This window comes from Staphylococcus chromogenes (genome assembly GCF_029024625.1).
Taxonomy (GTDB): domain Bacteria; phylum Bacillota; class Bacilli; order Staphylococcales; family Staphylococcaceae; genus Staphylococcus; species Staphylococcus chromogenes.
The window spans coordinates 1,931,508-1,956,020 of sequence record NZ_CP118953.1 but is presented as its reverse complement, the minus strand read 5'-3'; the positions used below and the strand labels follow the sequence as shown (position 1 = coordinate 1,956,020).

21 protein-coding genes are annotated in these 24,513 nt (G+C 36.9%); 14 read left to right on the top strand and 7 right to left on the bottom strand.

Translation table 11 applies throughout. The annotated features are described in order from the left end of the window. Positions 1–25 precede the first annotated feature (25 nt). Positions 26–667: a CPBP family intramembrane glutamic endopeptidase gene (locus PYW36_RS09510; RefSeq protein WP_037572638.1), complete on the bottom strand. Its 642-nt coding sequence runs from the start codon at positions 665–667 to the stop codon at positions 26–28. A gap of 305 nt (positions 668–972) precedes the next feature. Beyond that, positions 973–1,827: an undecaprenyl-diphosphate phosphatase gene (locus PYW36_RS09505; RefSeq protein ID WP_037572635.1), complete on the bottom strand. Its 855-nt coding sequence runs from the start codon at positions 1,825–1,827 to the stop codon at positions 973–975. 246 nt (positions 1,828–2,073) lie between these two features. Here PYW36_RS09505 and PYW36_RS09500 point away from each other — a divergent pair, with 246 nt between their 5' ends. Further along, positions 2,074–3,678, top strand: coding sequence for an ABC transporter ATP-binding protein/permease (locus PYW36_RS09500; RefSeq protein ID WP_103159336.1), 1,605 nt, complete (start codon positions 2,074–2,076; stop codon positions 3,676–3,678). A gap of 56 nt (positions 3,679–3,734) precedes the next feature. After that, entirely contained in the window at positions 3,735–5,378 is a 1,644-nt protein-coding gene (locus PYW36_RS09495) for an amino acid ABC transporter ATP-binding/permease protein (protein WP_051604939.1), read from the top strand. Between the two features lie 367 nt (positions 5,379–5,745). Here the strand turns inward: PYW36_RS09495 and mgrA are convergent, their stop codons facing one another. After that, positions 5,746–6,183, bottom strand: a complete 438-nt coding sequence (mgrA, locus tag PYW36_RS09490) for a global transcriptional regulator MgrA (RefSeq protein WP_037572629.1) — start codon at positions 6,181–6,183, stop codon at positions 5,746–5,748. 220 nt (positions 6,184–6,403) lie between these two features. On the opposite strand from mgrA, the gene PYW36_RS09485 reads away from it, so the two are divergent. From PYW36_RS09485 to mdh, 4 genes are all read left to right on the top strand, one after another. Beyond that, on the top strand, positions 6,404–7,324 hold the full coding sequence (locus PYW36_RS09485) for a CobW family GTP-binding protein (RefSeq protein ID WP_037572627.1): 921 nt from the start codon (positions 6,404–6,406) through the stop codon (positions 7,322–7,324). A gap of 20 nt (positions 7,325–7,344) precedes the next feature. After that, a complete protein-coding gene (locus PYW36_RS09480) occupies positions 7,345–8,253 on the top strand; it encodes an aldo/keto reductase (protein ID WP_037572625.1) in 909 nt (302 codons plus the stop codon). 24 nt (positions 8,254–8,277) lie between these two features. Continuing rightward, entirely contained in the window at positions 8,278–8,562 is a 285-nt protein-coding gene (locus PYW36_RS09475) for a hypothetical protein (protein ID WP_037572624.1), read from the top strand. 130 nt (positions 8,563–8,692) lie between these two features. Beyond that, the gene (gene mdh / locus PYW36_RS09470; RefSeq protein WP_103159337.1) at positions 8,693–9,634 is read left to right on the top strand and encodes a malate dehydrogenase; all 942 of its coding nucleotides are present in this window, start codon (positions 8,693–8,695) and stop codon (positions 9,632–9,634) included. A 220-nt stretch (positions 9,635–9,854) separates the two neighbouring features. Here the strand turns inward: mdh and PYW36_RS09465 are convergent, their stop codons facing one another. Together PYW36_RS09465 and PYW36_RS09455 are read right to left on the bottom strand one after the other, a co-directional pair. Beyond that, entirely contained in the window at positions 9,855–10,571 is a 717-nt protein-coding gene (locus PYW36_RS09465) for a CPBP family intramembrane glutamic endopeptidase (protein WP_037572621.1), read from the bottom strand. A 286-nt stretch (positions 10,572–10,857) separates the two neighbouring features. Beyond that, the gene (locus PYW36_RS09455) at positions 10,858–11,475 is read right to left on the bottom strand and encodes a DUF1361 domain-containing protein (RefSeq protein ID WP_103159338.1); all 618 of its coding nucleotides are present in this window, start codon (positions 11,473–11,475) and stop codon (positions 10,858–10,860) included. Between the two features lie 291 nt (positions 11,476–11,766). Here PYW36_RS09455 and norA point away from each other — a divergent pair, with 291 nt between their 5' ends. The 8 genes from norA to PYW36_RS09415 all read left to right on the top strand — a co-directional run bounded on the left by norA (position 11,767) and on the right by PYW36_RS09415 (position 22,700). Further along, positions 11,767–12,927, top strand: a complete 1,161-nt coding sequence (norA, locus tag PYW36_RS09450) for a multidrug efflux MFS transporter NorA (protein WP_103159339.1) — start codon at positions 11,767–11,769, stop codon at positions 12,925–12,927. A 68-nt stretch (positions 12,928–12,995) separates the two neighbouring features. Continuing rightward, positions 12,996–15,317, top strand: coding sequence for a CDP-glycerol glycerophosphotransferase family protein (locus tag PYW36_RS09445; protein WP_103159340.1), 2,322 nt, complete (start codon positions 12,996–12,998; stop codon positions 15,315–15,317). Between the two features lie 18 nt (positions 15,318–15,335). Beyond that, a complete protein-coding gene (gene ybaK, locus PYW36_RS09440; protein ID WP_103159341.1) occupies positions 15,336–15,812 on the top strand; it encodes a Cys-tRNA(Pro) deacylase in 477 nt (158 codons plus the stop codon). Positions 15,813–15,964: 152 nt separating this feature from the next. Beyond that, on the top strand, positions 15,965–16,720 hold the full coding sequence (locus PYW36_RS09435; protein WP_103159342.1) for a DeoR/GlpR family DNA-binding transcription regulator: 756 nt from the start codon (positions 15,965–15,967) through the stop codon (positions 16,718–16,720). Then, positions 16,717–17,640 carry a 1-phosphofructokinase gene (pfkB, locus tag PYW36_RS09430; RefSeq protein WP_103159343.1) on the top strand — a complete coding sequence of 308 codons (924 nt, stop codon included), beginning with the start codon at positions 16,717–16,719 and terminating at the stop codon, positions 17,638–17,640. The genes PYW36_RS09435 and pfkB overlap by 4 nt, the downstream gene beginning before the upstream one ends. Position 17,641: 1 nt before the next feature. Next, positions 17,642–19,561, top strand: a complete 1,920-nt coding sequence (locus tag PYW36_RS09425) for a PTS fructose transporter subunit IIABC (RefSeq protein ID WP_103159344.1) — start codon at positions 17,642–17,644, stop codon at positions 19,559–19,561. A 471-nt stretch (positions 19,562–20,032) separates the two neighbouring features. Beyond that, a complete protein-coding gene (locus PYW36_RS09420; RefSeq protein ID WP_103159345.1) occupies positions 20,033–21,397 on the top strand; it encodes a hemolysin family protein in 1,365 nt (454 codons plus the stop codon). A gap of 325 nt (positions 21,398–21,722) precedes the next feature. Then, positions 21,723–22,700, top strand: coding sequence for a glycosyltransferase family 2 protein (locus PYW36_RS09415; protein ID WP_037572604.1), 978 nt, complete (start codon positions 21,723–21,725; stop codon positions 22,698–22,700). A gap of 807 nt (positions 22,701–23,507) precedes the next feature. Here the strand turns inward: PYW36_RS09415 and PYW36_RS09410 are convergent. Both PYW36_RS09410 and PYW36_RS09405 read right to left on the bottom strand, forming a co-directional pair. Beyond that, entirely contained in the window at positions 23,508–23,765 is a 258-nt protein-coding gene (locus tag PYW36_RS09410) for a GlsB/YeaQ/YmgE family stress response membrane protein (protein WP_103159346.1), read from the bottom strand. A 76-nt stretch (positions 23,766–23,841) separates the two neighbouring features. Further along, the gene (locus PYW36_RS09405) at positions 23,842–24,429 is read right to left on the bottom strand and encodes a hypothetical protein (RefSeq protein WP_103159347.1); all 588 of its coding nucleotides are present in this window, start codon (positions 24,427–24,429) and stop codon (positions 23,842–23,844) included. Positions 24,430–24,513 lie beyond the last annotated feature (84 nt).

Here is a 24,513-nt window from a genome sequence, read left to right as displayed (position 1 = left end):
TTTCTAATCTTTGATGTATATAACTTTAAATTGTTCCTAGAAAATTATTTAAAAAATGAACCAACATGGCTGCTTCAATACGCTTTGTTTTTAAATAGACAAGTGAAAATATGAGACCTGCATAAAAATAAGGAAGGTAGCCAATGAGTGAATCGGATTCGTGCAAATAAGCGAATATTGCACTTGAAACAATCATGCCTATAAATAAATGATGTCTAAAAAATAAGCGTAAAATAATGCCACGTGTGACCAGTTCTTCAGCAATCGCTGGGACTATAGCGATGCTTATAATTGAAGCCCATAATGGCACGCCTTGGAAATCATGATCAATGCCAGTGTCGTTGACATTGTTATCATCTATAAAATAAGTGAATGCATTATCTAAGCCGAACATAAATAATAATGCAGCGATAACAATAAAAAGATCCGAGACTTTTAAGGCTTTCAAAGAAATAAAATGTATACCAAAGTAAGGCATTATGGCGATAATAACCACAAGGCATATGACTGAGACGACAGACCATAGAGGATGGTCAGGCGTGTAGTTGCTAATATCAAAAGCAATGATTAGTAGGAATGCAAATAGTATTCCCTTTAAAAAGACGCGTCCTGTCGACTCTTTTGATACAGATAAATCATCTTTAAAAAAAGTTGAAATGTGATTCATTATATCCCCTTTCAATAATTCGTCTATCATTATAGTAAAGGGGAATATAAAAAATAAACATTAAATAATTCTTAAAATTAATAAAGGCTTAGATATTTAAGTTTTGATTGTTCTTAATACGTCTGTAGGAAAAATAGTAGAAAATTGAAAAGAGGGATTTAACTCTAACAAGTGACTATGTTATTTTGGCATTGCCTTTTAAAACAAAGTGAGGCGAATTAACATTCAAATATCATTTTTTAACGTTGTATATTAAAAAGCCATTCCAACTTACCTTCTAATAAATTGGAATGGCTATTTTAATATTATTTAATAATGCCGTAGTAAACAACAGCGATGACAACCACGAGTACGATTCGATAAATCGCAAATGGTAATAATTTTACACGTTGGATTAACGTTAAGAATAACTTGATAGATAATAATCCAAAAATAAATGCCGCTAAAAATCCAATAATATAAAACGGAATATGAGAAAGGTGAATAAAACCTATATTTTTAACGAGTGAAAGTCCGCTTGCGGCTAACATAATAGGTACGGCCATCATAAAGGTAAAGTCAGAAGCCGATTTGTGGTCCATTTTCATTAATACACCCGTTGAAATTGTGGACCCTGAACGCGAAAAACCAGGCCACATCGCAATCGCTTGAGATAAACCAATGACGAATGCTTGAAAATAGTTAATTTCGTCGACTTGAATGGGGTTACGAACGTTGCGACTAAACTTGTCGGCGATAATCATATAAATGGCACCTAAAAATAAGCCAATTAATACAGTAGGTACACTGAACAAATGTTTTTCAATAAAATCGTCAAATAACACACCAAGTATACCTGCAGGAATCATCCCTACTAAAATATGAGTGATTTTTAAACGACGTGGCTTAGAACGACGTCCGCTTTGGACTTCTGGGGCATATTTGCCAATGTGTAACATTTCAAAATATTTATGTCTAAAGACCCATGCTGCTGCAAATACGGATCCTAACTGAATCACAACTTTGAATGTAAATGCCGATTCAGAACCTAAAAATTGTGTTGATTTCAACCACATATCATCTACTAAAATCATGTGACCCGTTGAAGAGACAGGCGCAAATTCTGTTAAACCTTCAACGATACCAAGCACTAATGCCTTAAGTAATTCGAAAAATAGCATACCATTAACCCTCTTTATGTTTATTTTTACTTTATAACTTAGCTTATCATAGCATATCTTTTATAAGCATGTCTCACTAAAATAATGCTATCGGTCCAAAGTATGAGATTTTAGGTTGTAAATAAACTGTCACAACTTAAAGCATTTATAAGTGAATTCTAATGCATCATAAAATGTATCATTATATACTATCCATATTCAATAATTATCTATGTGGATAGAAGTGATTTTTAAAGGAGTATGAATATGAAATGGCTTTTTAATTGGTTAAAACAATACCGACTTTATGTTGTGCTCTTCGGTGTGGTTAATCTTATATTGGCATTGACCGTGATTGCTCAAAATGTGACAATCGCAGTGATTTTAGACCGTCTGTTATTTAACAAAGGCGCTTCTTGGTTCTATGTGCTCACCATACTCGCAATGGCATTGCTACTGAGAGCGACATTGATGATGTTTAATGATGTGTTAGGCGAACGGATAAGCCATCTTGTGCGACGTGAGGTGAGATATCGATTACTTCATCAACAGTCCAGTGAACCTGTGGGTGCAAAGATCAATATTGCGACAGAAACTATTAAAGAGATGTTGCCCTTTTTTAGAACGTATTTACCTCAATTTTTCAAATCCACTTTTATTCCTTTCGTGATTATTCTCGTGATGTTTGGAATACATTGGCCTTCAGCAGTGATTATGCTCGTGACCGCACCGTTTATTCCTTTGTTCTATATTATTTTCGGGTTGAAAACACGTGATGCAGCGAAAGATCAAATGACATTTTTAAACCAATTCAGTCAGCGCTTTGTCAATTTGACACGTGGATTGGTGACCCTCAAATTGTTTCAACGTTCCGACCTGGCGATCGATAAAATAGAACAAGAGAGTACGCAATTTCGAGATAAAACAATGGTCATTCTTAGAAGTGCATTTTTATCTGGCTTAATGCTAGATTTTATTAGTATGTTAGGGATTGGTCTTGTTGCTTTAGAGGTTGGTTTGAGTTTAATCGTTTTTAAGAATATCTCGTTTTTATCAGCCACTATTGCTTTTATATTAGCACCAGAATTTTATAATGCTATGAAGGATTTAGGGCAAGCGTTTCACGTCGGTAAAGAGAGTGAGGGGGCGAGTGACATTGTTCGAAAAGCACTGGATGAAGAGACAGTCGAACAGCCACCTATCCCTATAGATGCGCATCAACAACCATTAATTGAGATGAAAGCCGTTTCTTACCGCTATCCTCACACGGATGTAGACGTGATTCAAGATGTATCAGGGTGTATTCACGAAGGAGACCATATCGCGATTGTGGGTCCAAGTGGCGCCGGTAAAACAACGTTAGTGCAACTTTTAATAGGTGAACGCACATTGTCTAAAGGCACCATCACCTATGCTAAACCTTTAAATATAGGTTATTTATCGCAACAGCCGTATATTTTTAATGCTACCATTGCTGAAAACATCACCTTATTTAAAGAGACGGACGAATTAGCGATTGAAACAGTTTTAAAACAAGTTGCTTTGAGTGATAAAGTCGCCCAACTAAAAAAAGGCATCTATACGATGATTGGGGAAGGAGGCGAAATGCTTTCCGGAGGAGAAATGCGTAGAATAGAGCTGGCACGTGTTTTATTATTAAATCCTGATTTGATTGTGCTGGATGAACCTACGACAGGTTTAGATATAGAGACTGAACAAAAAATACAAGAAACACTACAATCGCACTTTTCTAAATGCACCACACTCACCATTGCACATCGACAAGAGGTGCTTAATACTGCAACGAGACGATGGTACATCGATGGAGGAAAGATGATTAAAGATGACACTATCATTAAAACTGAAATGTAAATGCTACAAGTTGAAAATGGGTGAAAGTGATTATTTAAAGAAAGGATTTTAAAACTATGTCGAAACGTATAACCCGGTCTCTAAATACATCGTTAAATATTAAGTGGAATCGTGATATTGTTCTCGCTGTTATCCTAGGTGGCGTCGGGACGATGGTTGCTTTAGCCATGTTCTTTTTAAGTGGCTATATGATTACGCAAAGTGCCTTAGGGGCCCCTTTATTTGCTTTAATGGGTTTAATCGTAAGTGTGAAATTATTCGGCTTCACCCGTGCGATTACACGCTATTATGAAAGATTATATTCGCATAGAGCGACATTTACGATGTTGCGTGATGTGCGTGTTCAGTTTTACAAAGCGCTTGTTCCAATTGTTCCAAACGTATTTCGACATTTTAAAACAAGTGATTTATTAGGCAACATGGTGTCACAAATCGAATCGCTCCAAAATATTTATTTAAGAGTATATTATCCGCCAATTGTGATTGGATTGACGAGTATCATCACAATTATTACCTTACTATTCTTTACACCGTGGCATGCGGTGCTCATTGCGATAGTTATGGTTTTATCATTATGGGTAGTCCCGAATGTGAGTGCCAAGCGCGCATTGACCATTAAACAAAAATTAGATTATAAATATAACTATTTCATGCATCGGTACTTTGATTTTATTTTAGGTTATGAAGAATTAAAACGATTTAACCAACTTGGTACTTACAGGGATTCACTAAATGAGGCAGAAAAACAATTAAGTGAAGCAGAGCATCAAGAACAAATGTTTCATATCTTTTATCAATTTATCCTAAATGTCATCAGTATGATTGCCATTTTCTTAACGATTCTGTGCATCATTTTTCAAATAAAACAAGGCGCTTTTGATCCTGTTTTGTCTACAAGTACAGTCCTTATGTTATTAACCTTATTTGAACAACATGTCATGATGAGTCAGGTGGCATATTACAAAGCAGAAACGGATCAAGCGACGCAACAACTGAATGAAGTGATGACGCTTGGACACGTCGCTGAAGGAGACGAAAAAATTACTGTCGCCAATTTAAAAGACCAAACTGAGCTTTTTCATTTAGACCAAGTCACACATCGCTTTCCAACACAGGAACAGCCAGTCCTTAAGTCGGTTCAGCTTAAAATAAAAAAAGGGGAACATGTCGCAATTTTAGGTGCCTCAGGTTCAGGGAAATCTACATTACTCCATCTCTTGATGGGACTTTATCCAGTTACAAATGGAACATTTAATATTGCGGGCACCTCTCAGTTTCATCGTTCACATTGGTTAACGCAAGTCAATGCTTTAACGCAAGATGCGCAGTTTTTTGATGGTTCTATAAAAGAAAATTTATTAATTAACGGTTCAGAAAAAGAAGATTTACAAGCATTGGAACGCGTCGGTTTAGCTCATATTGCTTTAGAGCGCAATGTCACTTTAAACCGAGAGGCGCTTTCAGGTGGGGAGTTTCAACGTTTAGCACTTGCACGTCTATGGTTGAAAGGGGCACCCGTATGGATACTAGATGAACCGTCCCAAGGCATTGATGCTAAAAGAGCGGCGAATATCATGTCAGAAATACACAAGTCAGCGGATACTCTTATTGTGGCGACACACGATTTAAATATTTTAAGTGGATTTGACACAGTGTACAAGATGATAGATGGCAAACTTCAACGCTATCCACAAGTTTAAAATTTAGACCAAGCATCTATATAGGGGTCACGAATTGATTGTCTGTGACGTAAGTCATGAATAAGAGGATGCTTTGATACGATGCGAAATATTGACTAATAATTTAATTTCATCATTGCGTATGAGGATGTAAAAAAGCACGTCTACGTCTTAAAGAATTAAGGCGGACGTGCTTAAATATTCTGTGTAGGATAACGCAGAGGTTATCTATATTTCTAATTTGATTGGCATGCTTTAAATAAGGCAGGAGCAGTATTTTAAGATACTGCTTCGTTAATATGCTAAAAAATCTTGTTTAATCCAATTAGCTAGAATAGGGCGATTTTGATACAGTTACACCGTTACTGAAGTTAATCTGTACACTCAATTATTTTGATTCACTAAAAGCAGTAATGATCTTATCAAGTAAACGATTCAATTCTTTAATTTCATCAGGATCAAGTGAAGAGGCTTCAGCTACAGTTTTAGAAGCGTTTTCTAATTCAGGTTTCATTTTTTCACTTTTTTCAGTGAGGTGTACGTAGACTTCACGTTGATCGATTTCAGAACGCTCTCTTTTGATTAAATCAATTTGTTCCATACGTTTAAGTAATGGCGAAACCGTTCCTGTGTCCAAGGCAAGATCAGTAACAACTTTTTTCACATTTACAGGTGATTGATTCCATAAAATTTCAAGTACTAGAAATTGTGGATAAGTTAAGTTGTATTTTTTAAATATTTTGTTTGAATAATAACGGTTCACTTGACGTTGTGCGTTATACAAACTGAAACATACTTGCTCTTTTAAATTAAGATGATCAGACATAATATTTTTCCTCCAGACATTCTATCCGTATTTCTCTCTCACGGATGGGAATCCGTCCATAATTGAGTGGATTTAAGTCGCTCTACTTAAATCTATGCTATGCTAAAAATAAAGCATGCAGTAATTTTAGAAGATTCTACACACTTTATCAAGCTAAAAGACAGATTTATACATACATTTTCAAAAATTTGTTGTTTATTTAAGAGAAAGGTTAGATTTTATGTTTAATGATAAAACAAAAGTTACAATTGTTAATGGTTTTTTAGGGAGCGGCAAAACCACATTTCTAAACAATTATATGCCAAAAATATTAAAAAATGATGAGAAAGTTGCGTTAATTGTCAATGAATTTGGTAATTTTGACATGGATGGGCAACTTTTAAATCATTTAGATACAAAAGTTTCATTAATGCATGGGTGTGTCTGTTGTAATTTACAAACAGAGCTAATGAGTACCATACAACAATTAGTAGAACATAATCAAGTAGAACACATCGTGATTGAAGCAACAGGGATAGCCAACCCGATAGACATGATGGTGGCATGTGAAGATCCAAAGCTTATTCAAATAGTACAGACGCCTGAAATTATTACAATAGTCGCAGCTCCCGATATCATTTCTTTTGATACTTTGAGTGCATCGAAACGTCAGTTGTTAGAAGATCAAATGCGTGCAAGCCACCATATCATTGTCAATAAGACAGATTTATTAAAAGAGGATAAAAAAGAAGAAATGTATTCTCAAATCCGTGAATTTGCTCCGAATAGTCACGTGGTTTGGACTTCATTTGGAGAACTACATGAAATGCTAGAACCACAAACTAAAGATGCTACAACTTCACTCAAATCTTCTCATGGGCATCCCGTTTTTCAAAGTATGACTTATACATTTCAAGGGCCTGTCTCTCAAGAAGCGTTTGTGAGTTTCATACTGAAATTTCCAGATAATATTTTAAGAGTGAAAGGCTTTCTCAAGTTAAGGGAGCAACCCAACGAGACAATGGCATTTCAATATGCACATCCCATTCCTTCTTTAGAAAGTGTGGGACAAGAAGAAGTTCCGCTCACGCTTGTATTTATAGGTGAACATTTAGATAAGTCTAAATTAAGAGACCAACTGGATATGTTACAATTTAGCTAAAGAAAGGGAGGAAGACTGAAATGAAAAAGGTTTCGATTAATCAACATGTCTCGTACTCACAAATCATCCAAGGATTTTATCGTGCAGACAAATGGAACATGTCAAAACAGGAATTGAATACATTCATACATCAACTTGTTGAAAATGGTATAACAACGATGGACCATGCTGATATTTATGGGCATTACACTGTTGAAAAAATGTTTGGAGACGCTTTAAATTTATCTCCTGAGCTTAAATCTCAAATTGAAATCGTCACTAAATGCGGTATCGTGCAACCTAACACTATATTTCCTGATCAAACGGAACATCGTTATGATGTCAGTAAAAAACATATTAAGCGTTCGGTTGAGCGTTCATTAAATAACTTACAGGTGGACGTGATTGACACTTTATTAATTCATAGACCATCTCCCTTAATGAAACCCTGTGAAATTACAGAAGCTCTCCAGGAATTAGTTGAAGAAGGGAAAGTAAAATCATTTGGTGTGTCAAATTTTCGACGTTCTCAATATGAACTTCTAAATGAATGTTTAAAAGATGACCGCTTTCATATCGCAGTTAACCAGGTTGAAATTTCACCTTATCATTTAAATGCCTTTCACGATGGGACAATAGATGATATGTATAAAGACCAAGTTAAAATAATGGCTTGGGGGCCTTTTGCGGGAGGACGATTATTTGATTCCTCTGATAAGGTGTCGAAGCGTGTGTTACCTGTTTTAAAACAAATAGCTTCATCGCATCAGACATCCGTCGAGGCAGTTGTGATTGCATGGTTTATGAAACATCCTGCGTCTATTCTACCTATCCTTGGGACACAACATATGACACGTGTTCAACAAGCCATAAAAGGTTTAGAAATACAGTTATCAGATCAGGAATGGTTCGATATTTATACGGCTGCGCAAGGATATGATATTCCGTAAATAACGATAAAGGAGATTTAAAAAATGACTCAAGATGTAAAAAGACGGCATTTTGTATTTATGCGTAACATGATTGCTGTGCCGTATGTAGTTTTTGCGATTTTAATGATGTTGGTGTTGTTATTTTCACCTAAAATTATCTGGTTCGTCGCAATCATTGGCGTATTTATGGTCTATCATGTCATCGCCACATTTATTGCATTTTTACTAAAGTATGGAAAAACAAGTCTGCTGCTTCTGGTCATGACACTTTGTATCGTAGGCATTTTTGCAGTAGTTTTAAATGTATTCTTTTCAGCACATAGTTAAGGTAATACTAGGGGGAGATGACGCGCATGTTATTTGCCCCTATTTTTTAGAAAGCGCTTTCATTTTAACGTTCATATTTCAATTTTCGATGCTATAATGAAAATGAGGAAGGATAAAGGGGGATTCGGTCATGAAACGTAAAAAAGTATCTATTATAGGTTCGGGGCATACAGGTTCAACACTGGCCTTTATAACGGCAACACGCGACATTGCGGATGTCGTTTTAGTCGATCGAGAAAAAAATAAGCAAGCCATCAAAGGGAAAACATTAGACATCTTACAAAGCGGATCGATTTTAGGATTTGATACGCATGTCACATCGACAACGGATTATAGTGAAACTAAAGATTCTGACGTTGTTGTGATTACAGCAGGGGTGCCACGTTTGCCAGGCATGACGAGAGATGAATTGATTCAAACAAACGAACAAGTCATGATTGAGGTGACTGAGCAAATTGTTAAATATTCACCGGAGTGTAAAATTATTGTACTCACGAACCCAGTTGATGCGATGACCTATACTGTCTATCAAAAATCAGGATTTCCGAGTGAACGCGTGATGGGACAATCTGGAGTATTAGATTCAGCAAGATTTAATACATTTGTGGCAGACGCTTTAGGCGTTGCGGTTAATGATGTGCATGGCATCGTTCTAGGTGGTCATGGGGATACAATGGTACCTTTAATAAGACATAGTCATGTGAATGGCGTTCCCTTCAATGAACTTTTACCGCAAGAAAAAATACAAGATATTATTAAGCGCACACAAAATGGGGGTGCGGAAATTGTCAAACTGCTCGGAGATGGCTCGGCTTATTATGCCCCTGCAGCTGCGGTATATGAAATGGTGGAGGCCATTATTTTAGACAAAAAGCGTGTGTTGCCAAGTATCGCCTATTGTAACGGTGTTTATGGGTTAGAAGATTTATATATCGGTGTGCCAACAGTGCTAGGGGTAAATGGGATTGAGAAAGTCATTGAAATTGATTTGACAGACGAGGAACGTCAACAGTTTGCGCATTCTGCAGAAGCGGTACGCCAACTTAAAGCATCACTCAAGGGGCATGTTTAAGTTATTAATGTTACTTAAGAATTTAGATTAGAAATGAACGATGTGCTTGAATTAAAAAACAATTCCTTTAGGTTGTAATGAGATTTTACTTTTAGTTCGAAAATAAATATTTTCTATTTCAAGTCTTATTAAATTAGCCCTCAAAATTTATCTAAGCGTAAATTTTGAGGGCTAATTCATTTAAGGTCATCGGAATGTTAGCGTTAGATGTGATAAAGGGTTAAATAGATTGCATCACAATGGCCAAAAACGAAAAGCCATTGACCAACATATGTAATGTGATAGAAACGGCAATATTGCATCGCGACCGTATATACATAATTACAAATAGGCAAGACATTAATAAATAAGGGGCTGCTTCAAAAGGGGATGTGGCAGACTTCACGTGCAAAAATGTGAAAATAAATATGGAAAAAGCTCCCATTACCCAAATCCCAAATTTCTTGCCCAGTTCCCCGATGATAATATGTCGAAATAACAACTCTTCTGTAATTGGCGTTAAAATGACTAAAACGATGAAAACAAAAGGGAGCCAACTTTTATCTTGAAACAGCACTAAAAGCGCTTTTTGGTTCGAAGTATTGTCAAATTGCCAAGCTTTTGGCAAAAATTTTAAAGCCACACCTAAAAAGACATTCAAAATAAGATAAATGACATACGCCAAAATGATGGAGAGAAAGGCCTGCTTTAATCCTCTCAGTTGTTGTATCAATTTTGTTTTTAGATGGTGGCGATGTGACCAAGCAAGAAAACCAATGACCCCAACAGAAGTCAAAGTACTCGTCCATAAAAAGAGGACGGGCGTCGGTGTTTTTGAAATTGCAAAATGCATATAAAAATAGTAGAGCAAAAGCGCAATGATTTGAGATAATCCAAAATAAATGACAAATGCCCACAAATCCCGCCAATGCGGACGCTGTGTTTTAGATGCGTTCATAATTTGCCTCCCATGATGTAATATCTTTATTTAACCACAAAAAGAAGTAAATACAAAAATACAAATTCAAAAAATGTGAGAATATACATATATTTTAACTTTAATTTAATGTGAAAAGGGACGTGCCAGTTCGGATAGTGACGCTCATAATAAAAGAGTTGGAGTAAAAATAGACCAATGCCAAAGGGCGAGAAAAATAACGCAATACACCACGGTATAGGCCAATTAAGACGATAAAGCAAAACACTCATTCCGCATTGGAGAGCAATAATGAGAAATACAAATATCATGGTCTTGTTCGTACTCCTTTCAAACATAGTAATAGAAGGCCTTGTATTAACGCCATTAATAAAATAAACGTCAGAGCTGCGCTATCGATGGATTTCAATGTAGACCAAATGACTGAAAACGGATTATTAATAATATGGACGCTATGAAATCTTAAAAAGCGACCGATATAAATGCCTAATCCATTTAATAAAATCATCCCAACTAACAGCCCGTAACGTATCCAAGCCGGGAAAGGCAAATGGAAGAGCTCAAGTGAAATCAACATAAAGTAATAGACAGCGAATAAAACGCCACAAATGAGTAAACCAAAGTGAATCCATTCATTTAAGACAAGGCCAGATAAAAAGCTAAATGAAAACTGATTTAAATGTATTAAGTCTGTCACCATGTAAAATGTGTTCGGTAGCATTAACACGAAGATAAGAAGGTAGATAAGAAATAAAGGCCATTCAAACAAACGTCTAGGCACAAATAATTTTAATAGATAAGCGAGTTCTAATGGGATGTAAGCAAGCGTCATATTTAATAAAAGAAATTTAAAGTGATGAGGGACGATAAACGTCACCAACATTAAAACGATGTATAAGGCTCGAGCAATGTATCGGGCTTGCATATAAGGCCTCCTTTAAAATAAAAATGTCATAGTGTGATAAAATTAAATAAATTTAATATGGGACATCACCATTTACTCATTAAGTGTGATGAGACAAGATGTGCCAATTTTTCGCGTGACACAAACGTTAAATACCATTTTATAAGTTGCATCAGAAGTGAATTCTGTATAGTTTTATCCGTCACATACACTACGGAAAATATGTAGAGAATTCAACTCATAACGCTTTTCAACTTGGGATAGACACATATATAATAGATTCACTATTTGCTTTGGAGGTGACGTCGGCATATGAAAAAACAGCTTATCGTTTTATATACAAACATATTTTTAATCTTTCTTGGTATTGGGCTCGTGATTCCGGTGTTGCCAATTTATTTGAAGGATTTAGGGCTTACTGGGGCGGACTTAGGTATACTTGTGGCCGCCTTTGCACTCGCACAGATGATCATTTCTCCTTTTGGCGGTGCATTAGCTGATAAATTAGGAAAGAAACTCATTATTTGTATCGGGCTTGTATTATTTAGTGTGTCAGAGTTTCTTTTTGCGTTTGGCCATACATTTACGATTCTCATTATCTCCCGTGTTCTCGGAGGATTGAGTGCCGGAATGGTCATGCCTGGTGTGACGGGTTTGATTGCTGACATTTCACCGGCCAAAGATAAGGCTAAAAATTTTGGGTATATGTCAGCCATTATTTCAGCAGGGTTTATATTAGGTCCTGGGATGGGGGGCTTTTTAGCTGAAATCTCTCATAGATTACCGTTTATCTTTGCTGGGGTATTAGGGATCTTTGCTTTTGTAGGGACAGTGTTACTCGTACGTTCTCCTCAAAATCAAACAGGGCAAGGTTTTACGACAATAGAAGGACGTCAATTGAGCGAAGTGAACTTTAAAATGTTTGTCACTCCTGCCATATTGACTTTAATACTTGCCTTAGGATTATCCGCTTTTGAAACGTTATTCCCACTTTACACAGCTGATAAAATGAATTTTCAGCCGGCGGATATTTCTATCGCTATTACAGGTGGTGGCATTTTTGGAGCGATTTTTCAAATTTTCTTTTTCGATAAGCTAATCCGATATTTTAGTGAATTGACATTTATTATGTATGCTTTGATTTATTCTGCAATCATTCTTGGGCTTTTAATTTTCGCTCACACTTATTGGCATGTGATGTTGATTTGCTTTATTGTTTTCATTGGGTTTGATTTGATTCGCCCTGCGTTAACCAATTATTTTTCAAATATCGCTGGCGACAGGCAAGGTTTTGCAGGAGGCATCAACTCAACATTTACGAGTATGGGTAATTTTGTAGGACCTTTATTTGCAGGAGGGCTTTATGATTTGAATATTGAATTCCCGCTACTCATGTCCATTGCTTTTATGGCACTAGGATGCATGGTCATCTTTATCGAAAAACAGTTACGCCAACGTTTAAAAAGCAATTAAAGCATATCGATGATTAAAAGTAATATCCATAAACTTATGAAAAGACTAGTTATAGGAGCGAACCGTCTATGCATATAAAAATATTAGGGTTTAATTTATTTCAACAAGGAGGCACAACACGCAGTAATTTAAATCTATTGCGTACATTAAAAGAAGCGGGCCACACGGTCACTTACATTAATTATTTACCATTTCGAAAACGTCATATTCAAAAGTTAAAAAGCGATGCACGCCGAGAAATCGAAGGCATTCATTTTGAAAGCTTTCGAAGTGAAAAATCGTTGCTTGCGTGTGACGTCCTCATTTTGACGAGAGAGGATTTTTTTGGATTTGCGCGTGAGGTAAAACGCCGGGCGCCGCACATTAAAATTCTTGGTGAAATACACGGACCGTTAGCTTATATTCACGGAACGCGTGATTTAGCACTAGAAGCGGTAGACGCGATACGCGTAAGTACCCCTGAAATTGCAGCACAATTTGAAAAACAGTATGATTATCCTTATGTTTTTCCGATGTATGTCAATACAGATCATATCGTTTATCAACCTATGCCAAGTCCTCCAACGAAAAATTTAATGATTAAAGCACGTTTTGAAGATGCGATTAAAGATATTTCCTACGCTTTAAGATTAATGCATTTTATTGTACATACGAAAGGGCAAAGGGATGTACAGCTGTTCGTTCAAGGATATGGACCCTCCCTCGAGTTATACGAACAACTCATTCGTTACTATCATCTTGAAGAACATGTGCACCTTAACAAAGCCATGCCTGAACATGCGATATACTTATCTACTTCTCCATATGAAACTTTAGGATATTCAATACTTGAAGCGATAGGCAAGGGACACAAAGCTTGTATTTATCCGGGAGATGACCAAGTACTTCAACCGATTTATGAACCCTTTCATGCGGTTTCATTTTTAAATAAACAACTCACACATGACTATGAACTCATTATGAAAGCTATAAATGAAACCTATACTGAGACGATGCGCCAAGAAGATTTTCAGTATTTTCATCAGCAGTTTCAATATGAAGACTATAGTCAAGCATTATTAGAACAGCTTTTTTCTATGGCACAATCCCATGATATTAAGGCACATGAAGTCGCACAAGTCTCGAGCGCTGAGCGTTTTTATTATAGTCGTTATGTGATAAAACATACGCTAAAAAAAGCGTTTAATCATCTTCCTGAATCATGGAAACGTAAATTTAATAAACAATCCCGTCTCTATCAATATGCAAGACGTGCGATTTTTGCGACCGAGAAAAAATACAAACAACGTCACCAACAGAAATATTCACCTTCTAAGAACCATGTATTTATCGAATCGTTTCATGGGAAAAACTTTTCGGGAGACCCGAAAGCACTCGCGCTAGAGATTCAACGTCAATATCCACAACATCAGATTCATGTAAGTTCAAGTAATGAATTTGTTGATATTGAAATTAGACGCTACGGTTTTCATCCTGTCCGTTTTGGTTCCAAGGAATATGTCGAAGCATTTGAAAAATCGCATTTTGTGATTATTAACGGCAATTTATGGGATCGTTTATTAAAACATCCGAAGCAAGAAGTCATCCAAACTTGGCATGGTGTTCCGCTAAAACGCATGGTTAATGACTTAATAGATGAAGAAGAGCGTAAGCGCCAAAGCGAGGCTTTTATGCCACGCATGAAAAAGTGGGATATCCTTTTATCATGTTCTGACCGTTATGAAACACTCATATCAAGTGCATTTAATTTAAAAGCACATCCATCATTACGTATATGGCAAGAAGGTGCGCCGCGAAATAGTTTGTTGCTAAAAGATAACAACAATGCGACAGAACGTATGGAAATACAAGAAAAATATTTTGATCTCCAACACTCAGAAACGTGTTATCTCCTGTTTTGTCCAACTTGGCGCAAAACACAACGTGAGCAAATTTCGCAGTTAGATTTAATCGAACTCCTTAATGCTTTACCGAATCATTATGAAGTGATTGTAAAACTTCATCCTAACGAAGGTCATCTGTATGAAACTTATCGTCATATGCACCCACGTATTCACTGTTTTATGAACGAATGGATAGACATACAGGAACTTTATTTGATTTCAGACGCTCTGATTACCGATTATTCTTCGGCATTATTTGATTATGCACATCTGAATCGTCCGATGATAGTCTTGGATGAAGATACGTCCGACTATAAACAATCTGTAGGTTTTTATTTTGATTTTAAAGAAATCGCCAGTGTAAGACAGTTTCCTGCAGAGCCACGTGAAATTGCGCAGTATATTCAAACGCATCCACATGTGGATCACAGTGCAATCATTCAAACGTTTATGACACAAGATACATCATGTTCAGATAAGAAAATTGTAAATAAAATGTTTAACTAAAGTGAGGAAGTGAGCGTAATGGCTAAAAAGACTAATGCGATGCGACGTTTAGATCAAGCAAAAATCTCCTACGAGGTACGTACGTTCGAAGTGGGCGACACCCATAAGGACGGGACGCATGTCGCTGAAAAAATAGGGGCGAACCCAGAGCAAGTCTTTAAAACATTAGTACTTGAAAATGCACAACATGACCATTTTGTGTTCGTCATTCCAGTACAAGCCCATCTTGATATGAAGCAAGCGGCACATGTTGTGGGAGAAAAAAAGCTACAATTAATGCCACTTGACGATTTAAAGCAGGTGACAGGGTATGTGCGAGGAGGCTGTTCACCTATAGGGATGAAAACGGCCTTTCCTACAGTTTTTGATACGACGATGTTTGAAAATGACCGTGTCTATGTCAGTGCAGGTCAGCGTGGTGTGCAAATGGGCGTGGACCCCAAAGATTTAGCTACCCTCGCAAAAGCGCACAAAGCCTCCATCATCACAACATAAGGATTGAAGACACATTTGATTGTTTTTGAATGAAAAAACGTTAAATGTGTCTTTTTTACGTCGTTATATGGTTGTTTTTGATTGTAAGTGATAGAAAATGATTGATTTGTGGAAACGGATTCATTATAATGTAAGTGAAATGAGGTGACTCAATGTTAACCGAAAAAAGACATGAAATGATTTTAGATGCCTTGCGCAAGCACCACTTTTTATCGTTGCAACATCTTATTGAATATACAGGGTGTAGTGCTTCAACGATGCGTCGTGATTTGACCAAACTTCAAGAAGAAGGATGGCTCATCCGTGTGCATGGGGGGGCAAAATTAACACAAGCGCAACAAGAATTGGCCTTAGATACGAAACGTACGCAGCACATTGATGAAAAAATACAAATTGCGCAACAAGCCGCCCAATTAATTAAAGATGGAGATTGTATCTACATTGACGCAGGCTCCACGACATTGGAGATGATTGCGCACATCAAGGCGAAAGACATTACCGTTGTCACCAATGGATTGCCGCATGTAGAAGCGTTAATTAAAAAAGGCTATTTGACAAGAATCGTTGGGGGCTCCATTAAACCTACGACAATGGCTGTTGTCGGAAGCAGAGCGGCCGACAGTCTTAAACATTACTCTTTCAACAAGGTGTTTTTAGGTATTAACGGCATTGATTGTGATGCAGGATTGACAACGCCAGACGAACAAGAGGCATTTATGAAAGAAAATGCGATGCGCTATGGTTTACAAACCTACATTTTAGCGGATGCTTCAAAATTTTATCAAAGTTATTTTGCGCGTATTCATACGGAAGAGACGCCTATTATCATTACATCAACTAAAGCGTTTGAAAGCCATAATCTTAGCCGTTTTAAAGACGTCTATGAATTTTTAGGAGGAGCATTATGATTTATACAGTGACTTTAAATCCATCCATTGACTATATTGTTTTCTTAGATCAATATCGTCCGGGTGAACTTAACCGTTCGACTTCTACAGCTAAATTTGCTGGTGGAAAAGGGATCAACGTCTCTAGAGTATTGAAGACACTTCAAGTGCCTTCTATAGCATTAGGGTTTATTGGAGGGTTTCCTGGTCGATTTATTAAAAATCAGTTAGAAAATGCAGGTATTGAAACAGATTTTACTGAAGTAAACGAAGACACCCGTATTAATATTAAATTGAAAAATGAACAAGAAACCGAGATTAATGCGGCGGGCCCGTCCATTTCTGAAGCACAATTCCAATCTTTACTCCAACGTATTCAACAAACGACACCCGAAGATATTGTTGTATTAGCGGGAAGTGTGCCGAGCAGTTTACCTCAAACGACTTACGAAAAAATTGCGAAAGTTGTACAACAAACGGGGGCTCAACTCGTTGTTGATGCAGAAAAAGACTTAATGAAAGGGATTTTGAAATATCGTCCCTTATTTGTAAAACCGAATCAGCATGAGCTAGAAGAAATGTTCGAGGTGAAAATGAGTAGTGACAAGGAGATTGTACATTACGCCTCACGTCTCCTTGAAGAAGGGGCACAAGCCGTTCTTGTTTCTCTAGGAGGAGAAGGCGCGATTTATGTGGATGCGCAAAACGCCTTTAAAATCACAGCGCCCAAAGGTGAAGTGATCAATACAGTAGGCGCTGGGGACAGTACAGTGGCAGGTATGCTTGCTGGAAACGCTTCAAAGCTACCAATTGAACAACGATTAAAACTTGCCATTGCTTCAGGTTCAGCAACAGCATTTAATGACGATTTAGCCGAGTTACAAGCCATTCAATCATTACAATCACAGGTGTCAGTGACACCTATTCATAAGGAGGGGTAACATGAGAATTACTGAGTTACTCACAAAAGAAACCATCGCAATGGATTTAAGTGCAACAGATAAAAATAGCGCCATTGAAGAACTTGCGAGTCAATTAGAAAGAGCTAGAAAATTAAATGATTTAGCAAGCTTTATTGAAGGAATAAAAAATCGAGAAAGTCAAAGCTCCACAGGTATCGGTGAGGGGATTGCCATTCCACATGCCAAAGTAGCCGCTGTAGACCAACCTGCCATCGCCTTTGGTAAATCTAAAGCAGGTATTGATTATGACAGTTTAGACATGCAACCTGCGCATCTCTTTTTTATGATCGCAGCGCCTGAGTCAGGAGCACAAACGCATTTAGATGCTTTAGCGAAATTATCAGGGATTTTAATGGACGAAGGTATACGTGGAAAACTGTTGGAAGCAAATTCACCCGAAGAAGTTTTAGCGATTATCAACCAAGCTGACGACGAAGCCACAGATGAAGAAACAGAAGAGGTAGCAACAACTGCACCAAGCAATGACAATGAACCTTATGTCCTCGCAGTAACCGCATGTCCGACAGGTATCGCCCATACTTTCATGGCACGCGATGCACTCAAAAAACAAGCAGAGCAAATGGGCGTTAAAATGAAAGTTGAAACAAATGGTGCGGGCGGTGTGAAAAATACTTTAACAGCAGATGATATTGAACGTGCCACAGGAATTATTGTAGCTGCAGACGTCCATGTTGAAACGAATCGTTTTAATGGTAAAAACGTGGTACAAGTCCCTGTTGCAGATGGGATTAAACGCCCAGAAGCCCTAATTCAAACAGCACTGGATACAAGTCGTAAACCATTCGTTGCTGACAACGCTAAACAGACTTCAGATGCTAATGAAGAAAAACTAGGTGTAGGCAAAACGATTTATAAACATTTAATGAATGGTGTTTCGAATATGTTACCTCTCGTTATTGCCGGAGGTATTTTGATGGCCATCGTTTTTATGATTGGTCCAAACTCATTTGATCCGAAAAGCTCTGAGTATAATGCATTTGCCGCTAGTCTTTGGGAAATTGGAAACAAAAGTGCATTTGCGCTCATTATTCCTATTTTAGCTGGATATATTGCACGTAGTATCGCTGATAAACCTGGCTTTGCTGCTGGTTTAGTAGGAGGTATGCTCGCCGTAACAGGAGGTTCTGGTTTCATTGGTGGGATTATTGCAGGTTTCTTAGCAGGTTATCTCACACAAGGGATTAAAGCGCTCACTAAAAACTTCCCACAAATGTTAGAAGGATTAAAACCAACATTAATTTATCCTATTTTTTCGGTACTCATTACAGGATTATTAATGATTTATGTATTTAACACACCGGCATCTTGGCTCAATAGTGCGCTACAAAATGGCTTAAATGGTCTTTCTGGATCTAATATTGTTATTTTAGGCATTGTTATCGGTGCAATGATGGCTATCGATATGGGTGGCCCATTCAACAAAGCCGCTTATGTGTTCAGTACAGCTGCTTTAACAGCGGGGAATGCAGCGCCGATTACTGCCGCAATGGTAGGCGGAATGGTACCACCAATCGCAATCGCCATCGCAATGATGCTATTTAAACGTAAATTCTCTAAAGCGCAACGTGGTTCAATAGTTCCTAACATTGTGATGGGCGCTTCCTTTATTACAGAAGGTGCCATCCCATTTGCGGCTGCCGATCCAATACGCGTTATTCCATCTATGATGGTCGGTTCAGGTGTGGCGGGTGGACTTGCCTTATTATTCGGTTCACGCATCCAAGCCCCACATGGTGGTATTTTCGTTATCTTTGGTACAGATTGGAGTCATTCGTTATTTACAATTATTGCGATTCTAATCGGATCAATCATAAGTGCAGTGCTTTACGGCATCTTGAAAAAAGATACTGAAAAATTAACAACATCAGATTTAACTTAAATAAATCGCGTCAAAAATCTGTGCTGAAAAGTACTTAAACGAAACTATAGATATCCATCATAATAAGTTAAGATGTAGCGGTCATTTTATGTGACCAAGCCATCAAGGTTTACCCTCGGGTGAATTTTGATGGCTATTTTTATAGCACTGAAAGGTCAGTAAGTGGAGGGGTAACGCACATTCGTGAATAAATAAAATTTTTGCCTTAATGTTCTATGTGCATTTAGAAGCATTTCATTTAGTAGGGAGTAAAAAATAAAGGCGTTTTATCAGGTCATGTGTGTTGATAGTATTATTTCATTAAAAATTATGCTATGATAAAATTAATATTTTTGTGTCTGGAGGGAGCTCAATGGGAAGGATTTAACATCAAGATACGCTAAAGTTCTACGCATGAAATTATTGATGTCATCGCCTTTAATTGAGCGATGCAAAAAAACGGAGGTGAATCCCTTTCTATAAGGGAACTAATTGGATAGTACGACCATATTATATTTAACAATATTTGTAGCATTAATTGCTTTAACCACTGTATTTGTAGGTTCTGAATTTGCGTTAGTTAAAGTGCGCGCATCACGAGTTGAACAACTGATTGCTGAAGGTAACGGCAATGCAAGAATATTGAAACGCATGATTTCAAATTTGGATTATTATTTATCCGCATGTCAACTTGGAATTACAGTCACATCCCTTGGTTTAGGGTGGTTAGGAGAACCGTTATTTGAACGTATTCTACACCCTGTAGTGGAGTTACTGCATTTACCAGATGCGCTTGTCGCAACAATTTCAATTGTGACAGCCTTTATTATCGTTACGTATATTCATGTGGTAGTAGGGGAACTTGCGCCTAAAACGTTAGCCATACAATATACAGAAAATATTGCGTTACTTTATGCTCGACCACTCTATATTTTTGGTTTTATTATGAAACCCCTTATATGGGTGATGAACGGCTCTGCCCGTTTAATTATTCGCCTATTTGGAGCAGATCCAAATGCGGGTAACGATGCGATGTCAGAAGAAGAACTTAAAATCATTATGAACAACAGTTATCATGGTGGGGAGATTAACCAAACAGAATTGGCTTACATGCAAAATATCTTTTCATTTGATGAGCGTCACGCCAAAGATATTATGGTACCTAGAACACAAATGATTACATTAAATGAGCCGTTTAATGTCGACGAATTATTAGAAACCATCAAAGAACATCAATTTACACGTTATCCAATTACAGAAGATGGAGATAAAGACCATATTAAAGGATTCATTAATGTTAAAGAATTTTTAACAGAATATGCATCTGGCACACCGATTAAAATTGCCAACTATATTCATGAGTTACCAATGATATCTGAAACAACGCGTATCAGTGATGCGTTGATTCGTATGCAACGAGAACACGTGCACATCAGTTTGATTATTGATGAGTACGGTGGAACAGCAGGTATTTTGACGATGGAAGATATCCTTGAAGAAATTGTCGGTGAAATTCGAGATGAGTTTGATGATGACGAAGTGAATGATATCATTCAATTAGACGATCAAACATATCAAATTAACGGTCGTGTCTTGTTAAGTGATCTCGAAGACGAGTACAATATTGAATTTGAAGACTCTGAAGATATTGATACTATCGGAGGTTGGCTACAATCACAAAACACAGAATTAGAACAAGACGAATATATTGATACAAAATATGATCGTTGGGTCGTTTCAGAAATTGAAAACCATCAGATTATAAATGTCTTGTTACGTTATGAATATAACGGAGAACGTCCTCGTTTGAGTGAAGAGGATGAAGAAGAGACACAAGAAGAAACAACAGAAAAATAATGATGTGAAGCGGGCGCACTATGTCGATGAGGCATAAGAAGCGCCCGCTTTGATTTTATGAAGAATGTGGCAATGAAATTTAATATAACAAATTGGAGGACATACGGCTAATTTAATTTTGAAATGCTAACCACGCTAAGATAAATTTTTAAACTGAAATTAAGAATTGTATTTCCTTTTTTGTAGGCGAAATGGGTAAATTCTTGTTATAGTTAAGAGAAGAGTGTGAAAAGGAAAATCCTCTAAAAGTAAGAGGTGCTTATTACAATAAAGCAGATTTTTGAGGTCCTCACACTTGAGAAAAATAGATAGTAGGTGCACTATAATGAAATTGAGAGTCATCGTGCCATGTTATAACGAGACAGAAATAATTCAACAAACGATTTCAAAATTAACATCTATATTAGATGATGCCTCGAAGAAAAAATCTTTTGAATATGATTTATTATTTGTAGATGATGGAAGTAAAGATGATACTATTGAAATTTTACAAAATGCTGCAGCCACTCTTCCGACAGTGAAGTATCTTTCTTTCAGTCGAAACTTCGGCAAAGAGTCGGCCATGATAGCAGGATTTGAACATAGTACAGATTGTGATGCTGTGGTCATGATTGATGCAGATTTACAACATCCACCTGAGTTAATTCCTGAGATGGTCGATGTTTATCGCGAAGGTTATGATCAAGTGATTGCTAAACGTAATCGAGATGGTGAAAAAGCTTCACGAAAATGGATCACACGCGCGTACTATAAAATGATTAATTACTTTGTAGAAGATATTCATTTAGAAGATGGTGTTGGTGATTTTAGATTGCTCAGCCAACGTGCGGTACAGTCTTTAGTGAGTTTGAGTGAATACAATCGCTTTTCTAAAGGTCTGTTCGCATGGATAGGCTACAATACGAAAGTGATTAGTTATAAAAATGTGGAAAGAGAAGCTGGAGAATCGAAATGGTCTTTTGGCAGTTTATTAAATTATGCGATTGATGGACTTATTTCTTTCAATAATAAACCATTACGCACGATGATTTATTTTGGTCTCTTTATTTTTGTAATCAGTATGCTTTATATCGCCTATCTCCTCTTTGATACGATTGCCCATGGCGTTACAGTTCCAGGCTACTTTACAATCATTGCTGCTGTTTTATTTATCGGAGGCATTCAGCTCATCTCGATTGGGGTGATCGGAGAATATATCGGACGTATATACTACGAAGTCAAACAGCGTCCAAAATATATCGTTCAAACCTCAAATCTTCAACCGCCGAAGATGCATCAAGATGAGGAGCTAGGACATAATTAATTTCATGTATTTGATTGTTCCATAAAGCCTCGCTTTTCTGGGAGCATTACAGAAATCTATCTAATTTCGTAGTAATGCCTGCCGGTGCTTGAAGACGTTAGGAATGTAATGAGTTACGTCTTCAGTACACCTATGAACATACGTGAATAGGTGGTCCTTTACATTGAGGAAAGCTTAAAAAGCGCATGCTCAATCCAGTCAGCTACTGCCACTATTTTTATTGTAGTCAGCAAAAAATCTTAAAATGGATTTTCGGTTTCAGCTAGATGCCTCAGAAGTCTCGGCTTAGGAATCAATCAAAATTACTATATTTATTCACAATCCTAAAGTTATAAATTTTACTTTACCAATTCAATTTTATTGAATTAAGTTATATCAAAATAGCCATCCAAATTTACCTGACTATAAATTTGGATGGCTTTCTAATTATTGGTAATCTTTATGTCCCAACCCCCTAAATACACATTCATGAAGTGGGAGTGTATATTGAACGAAGCTTAAAATCTGATACGCAATCTAGTCAACGACTGCCTAACCTCAATTTTTTCGCTTCTGATAAAATGCTTTAGTAGATGTGGCTTAGAAGTCGGATTAAATTTGCTGTATTTGTGGTCGTTATAAAATTGATTTGATAATTCTTTTCCGCTCATTTAAATTGTATTAAAATAGCCCTCAAAGTTTATCTGAAGGTTACTTTTGAGGGCTTTCTAATTGGAGTTGGAGTTATGTATTATCCCGAATAATTATAGAACCAAAAAAACGGTCAGTGAGCGCATCACTGACCGTTGAATTCTATAGCGTTACATATTATCTTTTTTTACCGCGTAAAGCACCTAAAATTAAAGATACGATTACGATAAGAACAATTGAACCAATTAAAGCTGGTAAAATGTATACGCCGCCTAATGATGGACCCCAGTGGCCAAAAATAGCGGTACCAACAGCTGAACCAATAAGACCAGCAATGATGTTACCAATGATACCACCTGGGATGTCTTTACCGAGGATTGCACCTGCAGCCCAACCGATAAGTCCACCTACGATTAACATTAAAATAAAGCCCATGTATATAACCTCCTTTGTATCTAAGCTTGTGTCTTGATACTTATACCACGTTTAAAGTGTGTCTAATCATCAATTTTTAATTTTTGTATAACTTTTCTAAATTAATTACAACAAAAAAGCCAAAATAGATGATAACAATGATGTACCATAACGGCGTTAAAATAGATAAGGTTACCAGACCAATGAGCATAAACAGCGTACCCTCCCAAACGGGATGACGCACTTTAATTTTTTGATAAAACGATTCATAACGTGGTGAATGAAACGTGCTGGAGAAAAATAAAATTCCTCCAAAAATAAAGATGGTAGGTGCTGCAAATGGGACAGACATATAATAAGATTGATCGCCTGTTTGGTATGTAATGATTAACCCAATGCTTACCATAATTGTAAAAATCGTCATTAGAAACTTTTGTTGATGCACTTTATAAGGGGAGACTTGATGGTCTAAATAAAAATGTAAAATGGTCCACACAATAAGCATGAACATGGCCGCTAATGATATAAATGTAATTTTACTTAATAGAATTTGATTAATGACACTATTGATAGCAATAGCCAATAGTACACTACTAAATCTAAAAGATTGATAGTGATTTTTATGTAAATCAAATGCTAACACTATAAAGATGACGACGATGTTCAAAATGACAAAAAGGACCATTGTGTTCTCCTATCTTTTTAATTCATCTTTTCATTATAACAATAAGATGTAGAGATAGCATGCGAAATGGTCCTCTTTTTATAA

Coding starts and splice junctions, on each gene's coding strand:
- mgrA (WP_037572629.1), bottom strand. CDS start 6,183: ATGTCTGATCATCTTAATTTAAAAGAGCAAGTATGTTTCAGTTTGTAT.
- PYW36_RS09465 (WP_037572621.1), bottom strand. CDS start 10,571: ATGAACGCATCTAAAACACAGCGTCCGCATTGGCGGGATTTGTGGGCA.
- PYW36_RS09485 (WP_037572627.1), top strand. CDS start 6,404: ATGTTTAATGATAAAACAAAAGTTACAATTGTTAATGGTTTTTTAGGG.
- PYW36_RS09425 (WP_103159344.1), top strand. CDS start 17,642: ATGAGAATTACTGAGTTACTCACAAAAGAAACCATCGCAATGGATTTA.
- mdh (WP_103159337.1), top strand. CDS start 8,693: ATGAAACGTAAAAAAGTATCTATTATAGGTTCGGGGCATACAGGTTCA.
- pfkB (WP_103159343.1), top strand. CDS start 16,717: ATGATTTATACAGTGACTTTAAATCCATCCATTGACTATATTGTTTTC.
- PYW36_RS09415 (WP_037572604.1), top strand. CDS start 21,723: ATGAAATTGAGAGTCATCGTGCCATGTTATAACGAGACAGAAATAATT.
- PYW36_RS09435 (WP_103159342.1), top strand. CDS start 15,965: ATGTTAACCGAAAAAAGACATGAAATGATTTTAGATGCCTTGCGCAAG.
- PYW36_RS09410 (WP_103159346.1), bottom strand. CDS start 23,765: ATGGGCTTTATTTTAATGTTAATCGTAGGTGGACTTATCGGTTGGGCT.
- ybaK (WP_103159341.1), top strand. CDS start 15,336: ATGGCTAAAAAGACTAATGCGATGCGACGTTTAGATCAAGCAAAAATC.
- PYW36_RS09405 (WP_103159347.1), bottom strand. CDS start 24,429: ATGGTCCTTTTTGTCATTTTGAACATCGTCGTCATCTTTATAGTGTTA.
- PYW36_RS09505 (WP_037572635.1), bottom strand. CDS start 1,827: ATGCTATTTTTCGAATTACTTAAGGCATTAGTGCTTGGTATCGTTGAA.
- PYW36_RS09475 (WP_037572624.1), top strand. CDS start 8,278: ATGACTCAAGATGTAAAAAGACGGCATTTTGTATTTATGCGTAACATG.
- PYW36_RS09500 (WP_103159336.1), top strand. CDS start 2,074: ATGAAATGGCTTTTTAATTGGTTAAAACAATACCGACTTTATGTTGTG.
- PYW36_RS09455 (WP_103159338.1), bottom strand. CDS start 11,475: ATGCAAGCCCGATACATTGCTCGAGCCTTATACATCGTTTTAATGTTG.
- PYW36_RS09495 (WP_051604939.1), top strand. CDS start 3,735: ATGTCGAAACGTATAACCCGGTCTCTAAATACATCGTTAAATATTAAG.
- norA (WP_103159339.1), top strand. CDS start 11,767: ATGAAAAAACAGCTTATCGTTTTATATACAAACATATTTTTAATCTTT.
- PYW36_RS09510 (WP_037572638.1), bottom strand. CDS start 667: ATGAATCACATTTCAACTTTTTTTAAAGATGATTTATCTGTATCAAAA.
- PYW36_RS09480 (WP_037572625.1), top strand. CDS start 7,345: ATGAAAAAGGTTTCGATTAATCAACATGTCTCGTACTCACAAATCATC.
- PYW36_RS09445 (WP_103159340.1), top strand. CDS start 12,996: ATGCATATAAAAATATTAGGGTTTAATTTATTTCAACAAGGAGGCACA.